Genomic DNA, 14675 nt, shown 5'->3' on the forward strand with positions numbered 1-14675 from the left:
CCTTCACGCCTACAACTACCATCGGTGCCACACCGCACTCGGAGGCCAACCCCCGATCAGCCGAGTCAACAACCCTGCGGGTCAATACACCTAGGACCTGGCCGGCCGAGGGTCTTCCGGTCGCCGTGGGGCGTCCACCGGCGGCCGGAGGGGCACTACCGTCCCCGCGCCAGCACGCGCGCCAGATAGGGTGCGGTCCGGCTTCGGCGCGCCGTCGCCACCTCCCTGGGCGGTCCGGCCGCCACGACGCGGCCGCCCGCCTCGCCGCCGCCGGGCCCGAGGTCGACGACCCAGTCCGCGCCGGCGGCCACGGACATGTCGTGCTCGACGACGACCACGGTGTGGCCGGCGTCCACGAGACCGTGCAGCTGGCGCATCAGGACCTCGACGTCGGCGGGGTGCAGCCCGGTCGTGGGCTCGTCGAGGAGGTAGAGGGTGTGGCCACGGCGGCCACGCTGCAACTCGCCCGCCAGCTTGATGCGCTGGGCCTCCCCGCCGGACAGCTCCGTCGCGGGCTGTCCGAGCCGCAGATAGCCGAGGCCCACGTCGAGCAGCGTGCCGAGACTGCGCGACACCGCGGGGTTGTCCGCGAAGAACTCCGCGGCGGCCTCGACGGTCAGGTCCAGCACCTGTGCGATGTTCCGTCCCCGGTACGTCACCTGGAGGGTCTCGGGGTTGTACCGGGCCCCGCCGCAGTCCGGGCACGGCGTGTACGTGCTGGGCAGGAACAGCAGCTCGACGCTGACGAACCCCTCTCCCTGGCAGGTCTCGCAGCGTCCGCCCGCGACGTTGAAGGAGAACCGCCCGACGCCGTACCCCCGTTCGCGTGCCGCATCCGTCGCGGCGAAGACCTTGCGGACGACGTCGAACAGGCCCGTGTACGTCGCCAGGTTGGAGCGCGGGGTGCGGCCGATCGGCCGCTGGTCGACCGAGACGAGGCGCCCCACGCCCGCCGGCTCCCGCGTGATCTCGCCGATGAGCGTGGACTTCCCCGACCCCGACACCCCTGTCACCGCCGTGAACACCCCCAGCGGGAACTCCGCCGTCACCCCGTGCAGGTTGTGCCGCGTGACCGGCCCGACCTTCAACCACCCCCGGGGCGTCCGCACTTCACGCACCGGCGCGGGGGAGTCGTCGAAGAGGAAACGGGCCGTCGCCGAGTCCGCCACCTCCGCGAGACCGGCGACCGGACCGCTGTACAGCACCTCGCCGCCGTGCTCCCCGGCGAGCGGGCCGACGTCCACGATCCAGTCGGCGTCCCGCACCACGTCGAGGTGGTGCTCCACCACGAACACCGAGTTCCCGGCCGACTTCAGCCGGCCCAGCACCGTGAGGAGGGCCTCCGTGTCCGCCGGGTGCAGCCCCGCCGACGGCTCGTCCAGGACGTACACCACGCCGAACAGCCCCGAGCGCAGCTGGGTCGCGAGGCGCAGTCGTTGCAGTTCGCCCGCCGAGAGGGTGGGGGTGGCGCGGTCGAGGCTGAGGTAACCGAGGCCGAGTTCGGCGACCGGGGCGATCCGGGCCTTGAGGTCGGCGGTGAGGAACCGGGCCGTCTCGCCGGTGGCGACGAGGGCGTCGGCCAGACGGGACAGCGGCAGCGCGGCCAGCTCCGCGATCGTACGGCCCCCGAACGTCACCGCCAGCGCCTCGGGCCGCAGCCGGCTGCCGCCGCAGGCGGGGCACGGCGCGCCGGTCAGGAACCGCTCCGCCCTTGCCCGCAGCGCCGGGCTCCTGGAGTCGGAGAAGGTCTTCATGACGTAGCGCCGGGCGCTCATGTAGGTGCCCTGGTACGGGCGCTGGATGCGGTGCGCGTCGCGCACCGGGTGGACGGTGACCACGGGCTGCTCGTCCGTGAACAGGACCCACTCCCGCTGCTCGGCGGGCAGTTCCCGCCACGGCCGGTCCACGTCGTACCCGAGGGCGTCGAGGACGTCGCGCAGGTTCTTGCCCTGCCAGGCGCCCGGCCACGCGGCGATCGCGCCCTCGCGGATCGACAGCGACGGGTCGGGGACCAGCAACTCCTCAGTCGTGCGGTGCACTTGGCCGAGCCCCTGGCACCGCGGGCACGCCCCGGCCGCCGTGTTGGGCGAGAAGGCGTCCGAGTCGAGCCGCTCGGCGCCCGGCGGGTGGTCGCCGGCCCGGGAGAAGAGCATCCGCAGCGAGTTGGAGAGGTTCGTGACCGTGCCGACCGACGAGCGGGACGTCGGTGCCGAGCGGCGCTGCTCCAGGGAGACCGCCGGAGGCAGGCCGGTGATCTCACCGACCTTCGGCGCGCCGACCTGGTGGATCAGCCGGCGGGCGTACGGCGCGACCGACTCGAAGTAGCGCCGCTGGGCCTCCGCGTAGATCGTGCCGAACGCCAGTGACGACTTCCCGGAGCCGGACACGCCGGTGAACACGGTCACCACGTCGCGCGGGACGTCGACGTCGACGCCCTTGAGGTTGTGCTCTCGGGCGCCGCGCACCCGGACGTAGGGATCGTGGGGGTCGGACATGGGAACGCACTCCGGCCTTCGGCTCCGGCAGGGGACAAACCCCGCGATTCTATGCGACGCGGCCCGGTGACACCCAGTGACCGGCGCGGGTGCGGCGCCTACGGCTCTGTGCGAGTTTGGAAAGCACGATGCCCGTCGACACACGCATGGAAGGTCCGTGACCATGACTAGTCCCGGTTTCGGTTTCGGACGCAGCCCCTTCGAGGAGTTCGACGAGCTGATGTCCCGGTTCTTCGGCGACGCGGCACCGGCCTCGTCCGCCCGGCGGATGCAGCGCGTCGACATCGGCAGCCTGCTGTCGGAACGGGCCCGTGAACTTGTCGCCCAGGCCAGGAACATCGCCGCCGTGGAGGGCAGCGAGGAACTCGACGCCCGGCACCTGCTCGCCGCGGCCACCGAGCACGACTCCACCCGGCGGCTGCTCACCGAGGCGGGCGCCGACCCCGACCGGCTGCGCGAGCGGCTCCGCGGCGCCACCGAGGGGGCCGAGAAGACCGAGCCCGGCACGCTCACCCCGGCCGCCAAGCGGGCGCTGCTCGACGCCTACCGGATATCCCGCGCCGAGGGCTCCTCGTACATCGGCCCCGAGCACCTGCTGCGCGCCCTCGCCGCCAACCCGGAGTCGACGGCCGGCGAGGCGCTCGCCGCCGGCGGCTGGGAGGGCGCCAGGCTGCCCAGCGAGGGCCCGGGCGAGCGCAAGGGACCCAGCAACACGCCGACCGTCGACGAGTACGGCCGTGACCTCACCGAGGACGCCCGGGCGGGCCGGCTCGACCCCGTGATCGGCCGGGACGAGGAGGTCGAGCAGACGATCGAGGTGCTGTCCCGGCGCAGCAAGAACAACCCCGTCCTCATCGGCGACCCCGGCGTCGGCAAGACCGCCGTCGTCGAGGGCATCGCCCAGCGCATCGCCGCCGACGACGTGCCGAAGACGCTGGCCGGCAAGCGGCTGGTCTCGCTCGACCTGGCCGGGATGGTGGCCGGGACCAAGTACCGCGGCGAGTTCGAGGAGCGGCTCAAGAAGCTGCTCGAAGAGGTCGGCGAGCACGCCGACGAACTGGTGCTCTTCCTCGACGAGATGCACACCGTCGTCGGCGCCGGTGGCGGCGGCGAGGGCGCGCTGGACGCGGGCAACATGCTCAAGCCCGCCCTGGCCCGCGGCGAACTGCACCTCATCGGCGCCACCACGGTCGACGAGTACCGCAAGCACATCGAGAAGGACGCCGCCCTGGAGCGCCGCTTCGCCCCGATCCTGGTCGGCGAGCCGTCGGTCGACGACACCGTGGAGATCCTGCGCGGCCTGCGCGACCGCTACGAGGCCCACCACCAGGTCCGGATCACCGACGAGGCGCTCGTCGCGGCCGCTGAGCTGTCCGACCGGTACATCACCTCCCGCTTCCTGCCCGACAAGGCGATCGACCTGATGGACCAGGCCGCCGCCCGGGTCCGGCTGCGCGCCCGGACGCCGCTCGCGGACACCCGCGAGATCGAGGACCGGATCGCCGCCCTGAACCGGGAGAAGGACCAGGCCGTCGCCGACGAGGAGTACGAGCGGGCCAAGGAGCTGCGCGACCGGGTCAAGGAGGCCGAGGAGCGGCTCGCCGAGGCCGGCAAGGCCGAGGCGCAGACCCCCAGGGCCACCGCCGACGACATCGCCGAGGTCGTCTCCCGCACCACCGGCATCCCCGTCGCCGAACTCACCGAGGAGGAGCGGGAACGGCTGATGAAGCTGGAGGAGCACCTCCACGAGCGGGTCGTCGGCCAGGAGGAGGCGATCACCGCGGTGGCGCGCGCCGTACGCCGGGCCCGGGCCGGCATGAGCGACCCGAACCGCCCCGTCGGCAGCTTCCTCTTCCTCGGCCCGACCGGCGTCGGCAAGACCGAACTGGCCCGGGCCCTCGCCGCCGCGCTGTTCGGCGACGAGCACCGGATGATCCGCCTCGACATGAGCGAGTTCCAGGAGCGGCACACCGTCTCCCGGCTGGTCGGTGCCCCGCCCGGATACGTCGGCCACGAGGAGGCGGGCCAGCTCACCGAGGCGGTGCGCAGGCAGCCGTACGCCGTGCTGCTGCTGGACGAGGTGGAGAAGGCGCACCCGGACGTGTTCAACACGCTGTTGCAGCTGCTGGACGACGGCCGGCTGACCGACGCCCAGGGCCGCACGGTCGACTTCAAGAACACGGTCGTGATCATGACGTCGAACATCGGCGCCGACCGGATCCTCGCCGCCGGTGTCGAGGACTACGCCACGGTGCGCGAGTCGGTGACGGACGTGCTCAACCAGCACTTCCGGCCCGAGTTCCTCAACCGCATCGACGAGATCATCGTCTTCCGCGGCCTGGACCGCGCCCAGCTGCGCGAGATCGTGGAGCTGCTGCTGGAGCACACCCGGCGCCGCCTGCGCGCCCAGGACGTCACCCTGGAGGTCACCGAAGCCGCCGAGGACCTGCTGGCCGACATCGGTCACCAGCCCGAATTCGGCGCCCGCCCGCTGCGCCGCACCATCCAGCGCGAGGTCGACGACCGCCTCGCCGACCTGCTGCTGTCCGGCGACCTGAAGCCGGGCGACCGGGCCCGGGTGGACGCCGTCGACGGGGTGGTGGAGGTGCGGGCCGAGCAGCCGGCCGAACTATGAGCGGACGACCGCGGCCAGCCGCCGGTAGGAGTCCAGCAGCGCCTCGCGGTCGTACGTGCTGGTGGTGACGAGCACCTCGTCGGCGCCCGTCTCCTTCAACACCGTCTCCAGCTCGTGGGCGACCTGTTCCTCGGTGCCCGCGAGGTGGCCGGTGAGGCCGGAGTCGTAGAAGCCGCGCTCCTTGTCCGTCATGGGCAGCCCTTCGACGCGCTCGGCGGGCGGCAGTGGCGGGAAGGTGCCGTGCGTGCGGGAGTACGCCATCGACCAGGCCTCGGGAATCAGCAGCCGCCGGGCGTCCTCGGGGGTCGCCGCCACGGCGACGGTGCCGGAGACGACGACGTACGGCTGTCGCGCCCACTGCGACGGGCGGAAGTGGGTGCGGTAGTGGTCGATGCCGCGTCGCATCCTCTCCCGGTCGCGGAGGTCGCCGATGACCATCGGCAGGCCCGCGCGGGCCGCGATCGCGGCGCCCTCGCCCATCGCGAGCACGAAGGGCGGCACGCTCAGGCCCTCCGCGGGACGGGCGTGGACCCGCGTCGGGGAGGTGCCGCGGAACCAGCCGAGCAGTTCCTGCAACTGGGCCGCGAAGTCCTCGGCGTGGTCCTTGTCCCGGCCGAGCGCCCTGCGCACACCGTCGGTGAATCCCACCGAGCGTCCGAGCCCCATGTCGATCCGGCCCGGGAACAGGGACTCCAGCACGCCGAACTGCTCGGCGACGACCAGGGGCTGGTGGTTGGGCAGCATGACTCCGCCGGTGCCCACCCGGATCGTCCGGGTCGCGCCGGCCACGGCGGCCGCCAGCACCGTCGGCGCGGATCCGGCGACGCCGGGCACGCCGTGGTGCTCCGACACCCAGAAGCGGTGGTAACCGAGTTCCTCGAGCTCCCGCGCCAGCCGGACGGTGTCACGCAGCGCCTCCGGCGCCGTGTGCCCCTCGCGGGTACGCGAGCGGTCCAGCACGGAGAAACGGGTCGAGGCGATCAAGGAGGTCACCCACCGTTCAACGCCTGACGGGGCCCGGCATTCCCGCCCCGGCGGCCGCGAGCAGCCGGCAGGTGTATGGGCTTGCGCTCGATTCGTCGGTACGCGTGCACCATGCCGAGGGCCTGTCACCCTTCGGGGCAGCGCGTCGCCTCGTGGATCTCGGTCACCCCGGCCTCCTTCCGGCAGACGGAGGACTTTCCGCCGGTGGATCGGCGAGGGCGGGCACGGCTACGAGCGACGGGCGCGGATCGTGACGGTCGCGTGCCCGTCGCAGGTCCGCCTCAGCGCGGCTGTCGCCCTGCTGTCGCGGGGCGCGACGCGGGGTGGTCGTGGGAGGACGGGGCCGCAGTCTGTCTAGGGTGGGCGTGTGACAGCTCGCGACCAACGCCCGATCGCCGTGTTCGACCTCGACAACACCCTCGCCGACACGGCCCACCGGCAGCGCTTCCTGGAGGGAAGGCCGCGGGACTGGGACGGCTTCTTCGCCGCCGCGCCCGCGGATCCGCCGCTCGCCGAGGGTGTCGCGATGGTGCGGGCGAGCGCCGGGGAGTGCGAGGTCGTGTATCTCACCGGGCGGCCCGAGCGGTGCCGGCAGGACACGCTCGACTGGCTCGCCGCCCAGGGACTGCCCGAGGGGCGGGTCCACATGCGGCGCGACGCCGACCGCAGGCCCGCCCGGCACACCAAGCTGGAGACGCTGCGCAGGCTCGCCCGGACCCGGGAGATCCGGATGCTCGTGGATGACGACGAACTGGTGTGCGAGGACGCGGAGCGGGCCGGGTTCACCGTCGTACGGGCGCGCTGGGCGACCCCGTCCGCGGAGCTCAAGGTGGCGCAGGAGCGCGAGGGGCGGACCTGACAGGTCCGGACTCAGCCGGTCTCCTCCAGCCGGAAGCCGACCTTCATGCTCACCTGCCAGTGCGCGATCTCCCCGTTCTCCAGCTGGCCCCGCACTTCCGTCACCTCGAACCAGTCGAGGTTGCGCAGGGTCTGCGAGGCACGCTCGATGCCGTTGCGGACGGCCTGTTCCATGCCCTCGGGTGAGGTGCCGACGAGGTCCGTGACCCGGTAGGTGTGATTCGACATGCGGTTACTCCTCTCCGCGCGGTGACGAAGGCGTCAGATGCCTCCCGCGTCACTCCACCGTGCCCGAAGTGGCTGCGGAGCGCGAGGCGTCGGCCACCTTTCCGGAATCGCTTGACCTCCGTATTGGTCCATACCAAAATTCAGACACCCGTACGAGTCCCTGCTCGTTCCCCCCACGTCGGGCCCCCCTTTCCCCTGTCCTCCAGTCAGAACAGGACCGCCGTGAAGCTTCGTCTCCTCGCCCTCGCCTGCGTCTCCGCGTCCCTCCTCGGCGGGTGCGCGCTCGTGCCGTCGAGCGGGGCCGAACGGCGCACGGTGACCGTCTGGCTGATGAAGGGCAGCGCCTCGGCGCAGTTCCTGGAACGGTTCACCGAGGAGTTCGAGCGCACGCACGAGGACCTCGACCTCGACATCCGTATCCAGGAGTGGACCGGCATCGGCGAGAAGGTGCAGGCGGCGCTGGAGGCCGAGACCCCGGACGGACCCGATGTCATCGAGGTCGGCAACACCCAGGTGCCGCAGTACGTCGACGGCGGCGGCCTGCTCGACCTGACGCTGGAGTCGCTGCGGGACTGGGGCATGCGCGACTGGCTGCCAGGCCTCGCCGAACCGGGCCGGCAGCGCTCGACGCAGTACGGCATCCCCTGGTACGCGGCCAACCGTGTCGTCATCTACCGCAAGGACCTGTTCGAGCAGGCCGGGATCGCCGGCCCACCGAAGACGCGTGAGGACTGGCTCGCCGCCACCGAGAAGCTCAACTCCGGCGGGAACCAGGGGATCTATCTGGCCGGAGAGGACTGGTACACACTCTCCGGATTCATCTGGGACGAGGGCGGCGACCTCGCGAATGAGAGCGGCGGCGTCTGGACCGGCACCCTGGACACCCCCGCCGCCCTGCGCGGGATGGACTTCTACCGCCGGCTCCAGGCGCTCGGCGGCGGACCGGTCGACGCCGACGAGGAACACCCGCCGCAGGCCGAGGAGTTCGCCAAGGGCAGGATCGCCCAGATCGTGGCCGTACCGGGCCAGGCCCGCGCCATCGTCCAGCAGAACCCCGAACTGGCTGGCGAGCTGGGCTTCTTCCCCGTCCCCGGCACGTCCGCCGGCAAGCCCGGCGCGGTCTTCACCGGCGGCTCCGACCTCGTCGTACCGAAGCGCACCGACCAGCGCGACGGCGCCGTCACCGTCGTCGAGGAACTCACCGGCGCCAAGTGGAACACCGAACTGGCCCGGGCCATGAACTACGTTCCCAACAAGACGACCCTCGCCGCGGCCGTCGCCGGTGAGGAGGGGGTCGCCGCCATGGCGGCGGGTGCCGCGCAGGGGCGGGCGACCCCCAGTACGCCCGAGTGGGCCGCCGTCGAGGCGGACAACCCGATCAAGCAGTACATGACCAGGGTGCTCACCGGCGCCGACCCGGCGACGGAGGCCCGCCGCGCCTCCCGGCGGATCACCGAGGCGCTGGCGGTCCCCCTCGGCTGATCAGCCGGCGGTGCTCAGCGACAGCGCGAAACGTCCCTCACCGTCCGTCCACCAGTGGGACAACTCCAGTCCGGCGGCAGCCAGTTCGGTGCGCACCCGCTCCTTGCGGAACTTCGCCGACACCTCGGTGCGCAGTTCCTCGCCCGCCGCGAAGTCGACGGCGAGGTCGAGGGAGGGGATCTTCACGGTCTGCGAGGTCAGGGAGCGCAGCCGCATCTCGATCCACTCGTTCCCCGCGTCCCACAGGGCCACGTGGGCGAAGGCGCCGGGGTCGAAGTCGGCGCCCAGCTCGCGGTTGACGACCGACAGGACGTTCTTGTTGAACGCGGCTGTCACGCCGGCCCCGTCGTCGTACGCCCTGACCAGCACCTGCTCGTCCTTGACCAGGTCGGTGCCGAGCAGCAGCGCGTCGCCGGGGGAGAGCAGGGAACGGATCGAGGCGAGGAACGCCGCGCGCTCCTGCGGCAGCAGGTTGCCGATCGTGCCGCCGAGGAACGCCACCAGCCGCGGACCCGGTGTGTCCGGCAACTCGAGCGCCACCGTGAAGTCGGCGATCAGCGCGTGCACGTCCAGGCCGGGCCGTTCCGCGACGAGCGCCTCACCGGCCTGGGTGAGGGCGCTGTCGCTGACGTCGACCGGGACGTACGTGTGCAGCCCGGTCAGCGCGTCGAGCAGGTGCCGGGTCTTGTCGGAGGAGCCGGATCCCAGCTCGACCAGGGTGCGGGCGCCGCTCGCCGCGGCGATCTCGGGGGCGCGGTCGATGAGGATCTCCCGCTCGGCCCGGGTCGGGTAGTACTCGGGCAGTTCCGTGATCTGCTCGAAGAGCTCGCTGCCCCGGGCGTCGTAGAACCACTTCGGCGGCAGTGTCTTGGGCGAACTCGTCAGGCCCTTCAGGACGTCGGCGCGCAGTGCGGCCTCCGTGGCGTCCTCGGGCAGGGTGCGGGTGAGAAGGAACGGACTCACGTGCGGGGCTCCTTCGAGGGTGGGGCCGCCGAGGCGTCGCTCGGCTCCTTGAGCGGGGTGAGCTGCACATCGGTGCCGCTCGCCACCAGCAGGGCGTGGTCGGGCACCTCGTGCCAGCGGGGATCGTCGTCGTACGGCTCCGAGGCCACGACCGTGCCGCCGCCCGGCGGGCGGAGGTACCAGAGGGTGTCGCCCCAGGCGGTCGCGGCGATGGACTCGCCGTCGGTCAGCAACAGGTTCAGCCGGGAGCCCGGAGCCGCCGCCGCGACCTCGGGGACCGTGTCGGCCAGCGCCCGGCCCGGGTCGTCGCCGGCACGCAGCCGGGCGAGGACGAGCGCCCACACGAGCGCGGAGTCGTTGCGTGCCTCCAGGGACAGCAGGTCCACGGGGGGCAGACTCCGGGCCACTTCGGCGAGTGAGTGGGGCCAGCCCACGACCGCGCCGTTATGGCTGAACAGCCAGGATCCGGCGGCGAACGGCGCCGCCGCGGCCTCCGCGTCGGCACCCGCAAGCGTCGCGTCCCGCACGGCGGCGAGCAGCGTCCGGGTGCGGACGACCCGGGCCAGATCGGCGAAGGACAGATCCGCCCAGATGGGCCCGGCCCGCCGGTAGCGGGCCGGCAGCGGATCGCCCTGCGCGTACCAGCCCACCCCGAAACCGTCGGCGTTGACGGTTCCGTACCGCTGCCGCCGGGGCGCCCAGGACTGCCGGTACAGGCCGAACGGGGGCTCCACCAGCAGCCTGGCGAGGGACTCCTCGGGTCCGGTGTACGCGAGGTGACGGCACATCAGACGTCCCCCGTGCGAGCCGTGCGGAAGCCGGAGAAGATCTGCCGCCGGATCGGAAGGTCCCAGTTGCGGAAGGTGCCCCGGCAGGCCACCTGGTCCACGGCGAAGGAACCTCCGCGCAGCACCTTGTGCTCCGGGCCGAAGAAGACTTCCGAGTACTCCTTGTACGGGAACGGCCGGAAGCCCGGGTACGGCTGGAAGTCGCTGGCCGTCCACTCCCACACGTCACCGATCAACTGCCGTACGCCCAGCGGCGACTCGCCCTCGGGGTAGCTTCCGGCCGGTGCCGGGCGCAGATGGCGCTGGCCGAGGTTGGCGTGCTCGGGCGTCGGGTCGGCGTCACCCCACGGGTAGCGCGTCGAGCGGCCGGTCGCCGGGTCGAACCGGGCGGCCTTCTCCCACTCGGTCTCGGTGGGCAGCCGGCGCCCGGCCCAGCGGGCGTACGCGTCCGCCTCGTACCAGCACACGTGCACCACCGGCTCGTCGGGCGGGACCACCTCGGTGACGCCGAAGCGGCGCCGCAGCCACTGCCCGCCGTCCCGGTGCCAGAACAGCGGCGCCTTGATGGCGGTGCGGCGGATGTGCGCCCAGCCGTCCGCCGTCCACCAGCGGTCGCCGTCGTAGCCGCCGTCCTCGATGAACGCCTGGTAGGCGCCGTTCGTCACCGGCGTGGTGTCGATCCAGAACGACGCCACCTCGCGCCGGTGCGCCGGCCGTTCGTTGTCCAGCGCCCAGGGCTCCGTGGAGGTGCCCATGGTGAACGGGCCGTCGGGCATCAGGACTTCGGCCGGCCCGGTGAACAGCGGCACGGGCTCGGGGTCGGGGGCGTGCAGGGCCTGGGGGCCCTTGCGGAGCTGGTGGGTGATCAGCATGGTCTCGTCGTGCTGCTGTTCGTGCTGCGCGATCATGCCGAAGGCGAAGCCCGCCTCCGTGAGCCGGGTGCCGTGGAACGCGGTGCCGGCCAGCACGTCCAGGGCCCGGCCGCGCACCTCGGCCGCGTACCGGCGGGCCTCGCCAGGTGCCAGCAGCGGCAGCGTGGGCCGTTCCGCGCGCGGGTGCTCGAAGGCGTCGTACAGGCTGTCTATCTCGGGCCGTATCGCATCCTGGCCGGCGACCGCGCGCAGCAGCCAGAGCTCTTCCTGGTTGCCGATGTGCGCGAGGTCCCACACCAGCGGGGACATCAGCGGCGAGTGCTGTGCGGTCAGGTCGGGTTCCTCGACACAGCTGGTGAGCAGCGTGGTGCGGTCCCGCGCGGCGACGAGCGACGCCAGGGCGCGGTCCCGGAAGGCCTCGCTGTCGATCTCGCTGTCCGTCTCGGTGCCGATGACGGGGTCGGTCATGTGCGCGGGTCCTTCCCTTGCGGGCGGCGGCCGTTGCCGCGCTGCCTGTCGAGCAGATCGTCGGCGGGGCAGCGGCCCCGGAGGACATAGCGGTCCCGGTAGGCGGCGACGGCGTCCGTCACCGCGGTGGACGCGCCGAGCCGCGGCAGTGCCCGCAGCGCCGCCGCGAAGCACGCGACGGCCACCTCGTGCAACTCCGGGTCGGCGAGCCCGTACCGGGCCGCGTCGAGCCACAGCGGGTTGTGCGGCGCCGGCAGGGCCCCGGTGCGTTCGGTCAGCGGTTTGACCGTGCGGTACGCGGTCTCCGCGGCCTCCGGGTCGTCGAACAGCGCCGTCGTCACCGCGAGCGGCACGATCCACCCGTCCTCACCGGGCTGCGCGTCCATCATGCGCAGTTCGAGATGGCCGCGCGGCCGGACCGGCGGGAACAGCGTGGTGAGGTGATAGCCGAGGTCGTCCCAGGTCGGCGGCCTGGGCACCCCCGATCTGGTCCATTCCCGGAAGGTCAGTCCGTCCGGCACGTGCCACGGGCCGTCGTCCTGCCGTACGCACATCACCTGGGAATCCAGGACGTGCCGGGCCCAGGTGCCGCGCGGCTCGGCGTCCAGGGCGGGCGCGCCCGCCCGGCCCGCGCCGATCTGGACCCAGCGCAGCTGTCGGGTGGAGAGCCAGCCGGTGGGTTCGCGGCCTGCCAGCGGGGAGTTGGCGAACGCCGCCAGCAGTACGGCGCCCAATTGGTGCGCCAGCCACCAGCGCCGGACATGGCCGAGCGGGCCGGGCTCCTCGTACCCGGCGTCCAGGCACACCTGGACCGACGCCGAGGTGCACATCATGGCGCGACCGGCCGGGCCGGTGCGGTCGAGGAAGGTCTCCATCGCCTCGTAGCGCGGCTCCCGCAGGAATCTGCGGGGGGAGTGCCACGGGTCGTGGCCGATGCCGAGGAGGCCGAGATCGTGCTCGCGCAGTGCCGCGCGAACGGCGTCCAGATCGGCGGAGACGGTGTCCACGCACTCCATCAGGGAGGCGGCGGGCGGAGAACTCAGCTCCAGCTGGCCGCCGGGTTCGACGGTCAGCGCCGACCTCAGAGGGACCGTGCGCAGTGCGGCGTAGGCCGCTTCGAGTCGTTCGGGTGTCACGGGAAGCTGCGGACCGCGCAGCTCGTGGACGAGCCATTCCACTTCTACGCCGACGGTGCGCGGCGGTCCGGTCTTGAAGCAGATGCCCCGGACCAGGGCCTCCACCTCGGGTTCGGTGACGGCTGTACGTGGCTCCGTACAGTCGCTTATTGAGTCGGACATGTCGGGATCCTCCTGAGATTCCACCATGCCGCCGGACCGCCAAACGGCAAGTCGGACCGGCACACTCGTCCCACCCAAGCCCCTCGTGTCGCTTCGCACAAGGGTGCACATCCGGACTTCCTGGACCGGATGCCCGCGCCTCGGGGCCGGGGGAAACTCTGTTGCACCGCAGGACCAGCATCGCTCACGATGCGTTCATGAGCACGACGGGGGAGATCGCGGGGCGCGCGGTCGTGGCGCCCACGGGGGTGGCGCCATGAGCGCGCGGCTGCGCGGCATCGCGCGGGAGACCGAGGGAATCGTGGTCGCGGGCGCCTATCAGGTGTCGAACGGGCGTACGGTTTCGATCGCGGCGGCGGTGGCGGCCGCGCGCGACGGGACCCGGATGCACGGCCCGGAGCCGGTGCCGGTCGCGGCCGCGCCCGCGGTCGACACGATCGTCGAGGTCACCGGCGAGAGCAGCCTGGAGGCGGCCCGCCGGATCGGCGACGCGGCGGTGCTGAACTTCGCCTCGGCCCGCAACCCCGGCGGCGGCTTCCTGAACGGCGCCCAGGCGCAGGAGGAGGCCCTGTGCCGCGCCTCCGCGCTGTACGCGTGCCTGCGGCGGGTCCCGGAGTTCTACGACCACCACCGCACCCACCGCGACCCGTTCTACACCGACCGTGTGATCCACTCACCGGCCGTCCCGGTCTTCCGCGACGACCGCGGCCGCCTGCTGGAGGAGCCGAGCACGGCCGGTTTCCTGACGGCGGCCGCCCCCAACGCCGGGGTCGTGCGCCGTACGGCACCGGAGCGGGCGGCCGACCTGCCGCGCGCCGTCGCCGCGCGCGCCGAACGCGTCCTGGAGGTCGCGGCCCGCCACGGCTACCGGCGGCTGGTCCTGGGCGCCTGGGGCTGCGGGGTCTTCCAGAACGATCCGGCGCAGGTCGCGGGCGTCTTCCGGGACCTGCTGGGGCCGGACGGGCGATTCTCGGGGAGGTTCGCGCACGTGGTCTTCGGCGTGCTGGACCGCACACCGGGGGCGGTCACCCGCCGCGCCTTCGAACGCACGTTCCCGGAGCGTCAGCTCCAGCCGTAGCGCTCGCGCAGCCGGTGCCGGACCGAGTTGAAGCGCATCCGGTCCAGGGCACACGCCTCCCGGCGCATGCCCTTCTCGTGCAGCCGCAGCACCCGGTCCACATCCACCCAGGAGTCCCGCCCCGACCGGTCCCACGGCCCGTGCCCTATCGGCACCCACCGGGGCAAGCCCCGGCTCCCCTGGAGCGGCTTCGCCGCGCCCCCTGCTACACCGTCGTGCCGCCTGCTGGACAACTGCACGGCAAGGAACGTGCCGGCGGCTTCCCGGGCCACCACCAGCACCGGCCGGTCCTTGCCCCGCCCGTCGTTCTCCTCGTAGGGCACCCAGGTCCACACGATCTCCCCCGGGTCGGGGTCGCCGTCGTGCGCGGGCGAGTACTCGGTGCGCACCCGGCCCACCTCGCGCGGGTCGGCCTGGGTGGTGGCGGTGGGGCCGAAGCGGCCGGGGACGTTCTCGTCCGTGAAGGCAGTCACGGGGTCACGGTAACCGGCGGCCGTGACACCCCGGCCGACGGGCGGGCGAACAC

General features: G+C 72.8%; 12 protein-coding genes. 4 read left to right on the forward strand and 8 right to left on the reverse strand.

The window, feature by feature from the left end; genetic code table 11:
* Window positions 1–155 precede the first annotated feature (155 nt).
* Complete coding sequence (locus tag ACFV6X_RS16250; protein ID WP_385383438.1) at window positions 156–2495, reverse strand: ATP-binding cassette domain-containing protein; 2340 nt, start codon at window positions 2493–2495, stop codon at window positions 156–158.
* Window positions 2496–2658: 163 nt separating this feature from the next.
* Between ACFV6X_RS16250 and ACFV6X_RS16255 the strand changes: the two genes are divergently transcribed.
* Complete coding sequence (locus ACFV6X_RS16255) at window positions 2659–5130, forward strand: ATP-dependent Clp protease ATP-binding subunit (protein ID WP_385383441.1); 2472 nt, start codon at window positions 2659–2661, stop codon at window positions 5128–5130.
* Here the strand turns inward: ACFV6X_RS16255 and ACFV6X_RS16260 are convergent.
* Window positions 5125–6123, reverse strand: a complete 999-nt coding sequence (locus ACFV6X_RS16260; protein WP_385383444.1) for an LLM class flavin-dependent oxidoreductase — start codon at window positions 6121–6123, stop codon at window positions 5125–5127. The genes ACFV6X_RS16255 and ACFV6X_RS16260 overlap by 6 nt on opposite strands.
* Before the next feature lie 358 nt (window positions 6124–6481).
* On the opposite strand from ACFV6X_RS16260, the gene ACFV6X_RS16265 reads away from it, so the two are divergent.
* Complete coding sequence (locus tag ACFV6X_RS16265; RefSeq protein WP_385383447.1) at window positions 6482–6973, forward strand: hypothetical protein; 492 nt, start codon at window positions 6482–6484, stop codon at window positions 6971–6973.
* 11 nt (window positions 6974–6984) lie between these two features.
* Here ACFV6X_RS16265 and ACFV6X_RS16270 read toward each other — a convergent pair whose 3' ends face one another.
* Window positions 6985–7200, reverse strand: a complete 216-nt coding sequence (locus ACFV6X_RS16270) for a dodecin (protein WP_365448582.1) — start codon at window positions 7198–7200, stop codon at window positions 6985–6987.
* Window positions 7201–7422: 222 nt separating this feature from the next.
* Between ACFV6X_RS16270 and ACFV6X_RS16275 the strand changes: the two genes are divergently transcribed.
* On the forward strand, window positions 7423–8682 hold the full coding sequence (locus ACFV6X_RS16275) for an extracellular solute-binding protein (RefSeq protein ID WP_385383450.1): 1260 nt from the start codon (window positions 7423–7425) through the stop codon (window positions 8680–8682).
* Here ACFV6X_RS16275 and egtD read toward each other — a convergent pair whose 3' ends face one another.
* The 4 genes from egtD to egtA are packed head-to-tail and all read right to left on the reverse strand — an operon-like array spanning window position 8683 to window position 13071.
* Entirely contained in the window at window positions 8683–9645 is a 963-nt protein-coding gene (gene egtD, locus ACFV6X_RS16280) for an L-histidine N(alpha)-methyltransferase (protein WP_385383453.1), read from the reverse strand.
* A complete protein-coding gene (egtC, locus tag ACFV6X_RS16285) occupies window positions 9642–10433 on the reverse strand; it encodes an ergothioneine biosynthesis protein EgtC (RefSeq protein ID WP_385383456.1) in 792 nt (263 codons plus the stop codon). Before egtC ends, egtD begins: the two co-directional genes overlap by 4 nt.
* Window positions 10433–11773, reverse strand: coding sequence for an ergothioneine biosynthesis protein EgtB (gene egtB, locus ACFV6X_RS16290; RefSeq protein ID WP_385383458.1), 1341 nt, complete (start codon window positions 11771–11773; stop codon window positions 10433–10435). The genes egtC and egtB overlap by 1 nt, the downstream gene beginning before the upstream one ends.
* Window positions 11770–13071 carry an ergothioneine biosynthesis glutamate--cysteine ligase EgtA gene (egtA, locus tag ACFV6X_RS16295; RefSeq protein ID WP_385383461.1) on the reverse strand — a complete coding sequence of 434 codons (1302 nt, stop codon included), beginning with the start codon at window positions 13069–13071 and terminating at the stop codon, window positions 11770–11772. The genes egtB and egtA overlap by 4 nt, the downstream gene beginning before the upstream one ends.
* A 256-nt stretch (window positions 13072–13327) precedes the next feature.
* Here egtA and ACFV6X_RS16300 point away from each other — a divergent pair, with 256 nt between their 5' ends.
* A complete protein-coding gene (locus ACFV6X_RS16300; protein WP_385383464.1) occupies window positions 13328–14149 on the forward strand; it encodes a TIGR02452 family protein in 822 nt (273 codons plus the stop codon).
* On the opposite strand, the gene ACFV6X_RS16305 is transcribed toward ACFV6X_RS16300, so the two are convergent.
* Complete coding sequence (locus ACFV6X_RS16305; RefSeq protein ID WP_385383467.1) at window positions 14134–14622, reverse strand: type II toxin-antitoxin system PemK/MazF family toxin; 489 nt, start codon at window positions 14620–14622, stop codon at window positions 14134–14136. The genes ACFV6X_RS16300 and ACFV6X_RS16305 overlap by 16 nt on opposite strands.
* Window positions 14623–14675 lie beyond the last annotated feature (53 nt).

This window comes from Streptomyces sp. NPDC059861 (assembly GCF_042731435.1).
Classification (GTDB): Bacteria; Actinomycetota; Actinomycetes; order Streptomycetales; family Streptomycetaceae; genus Streptomyces.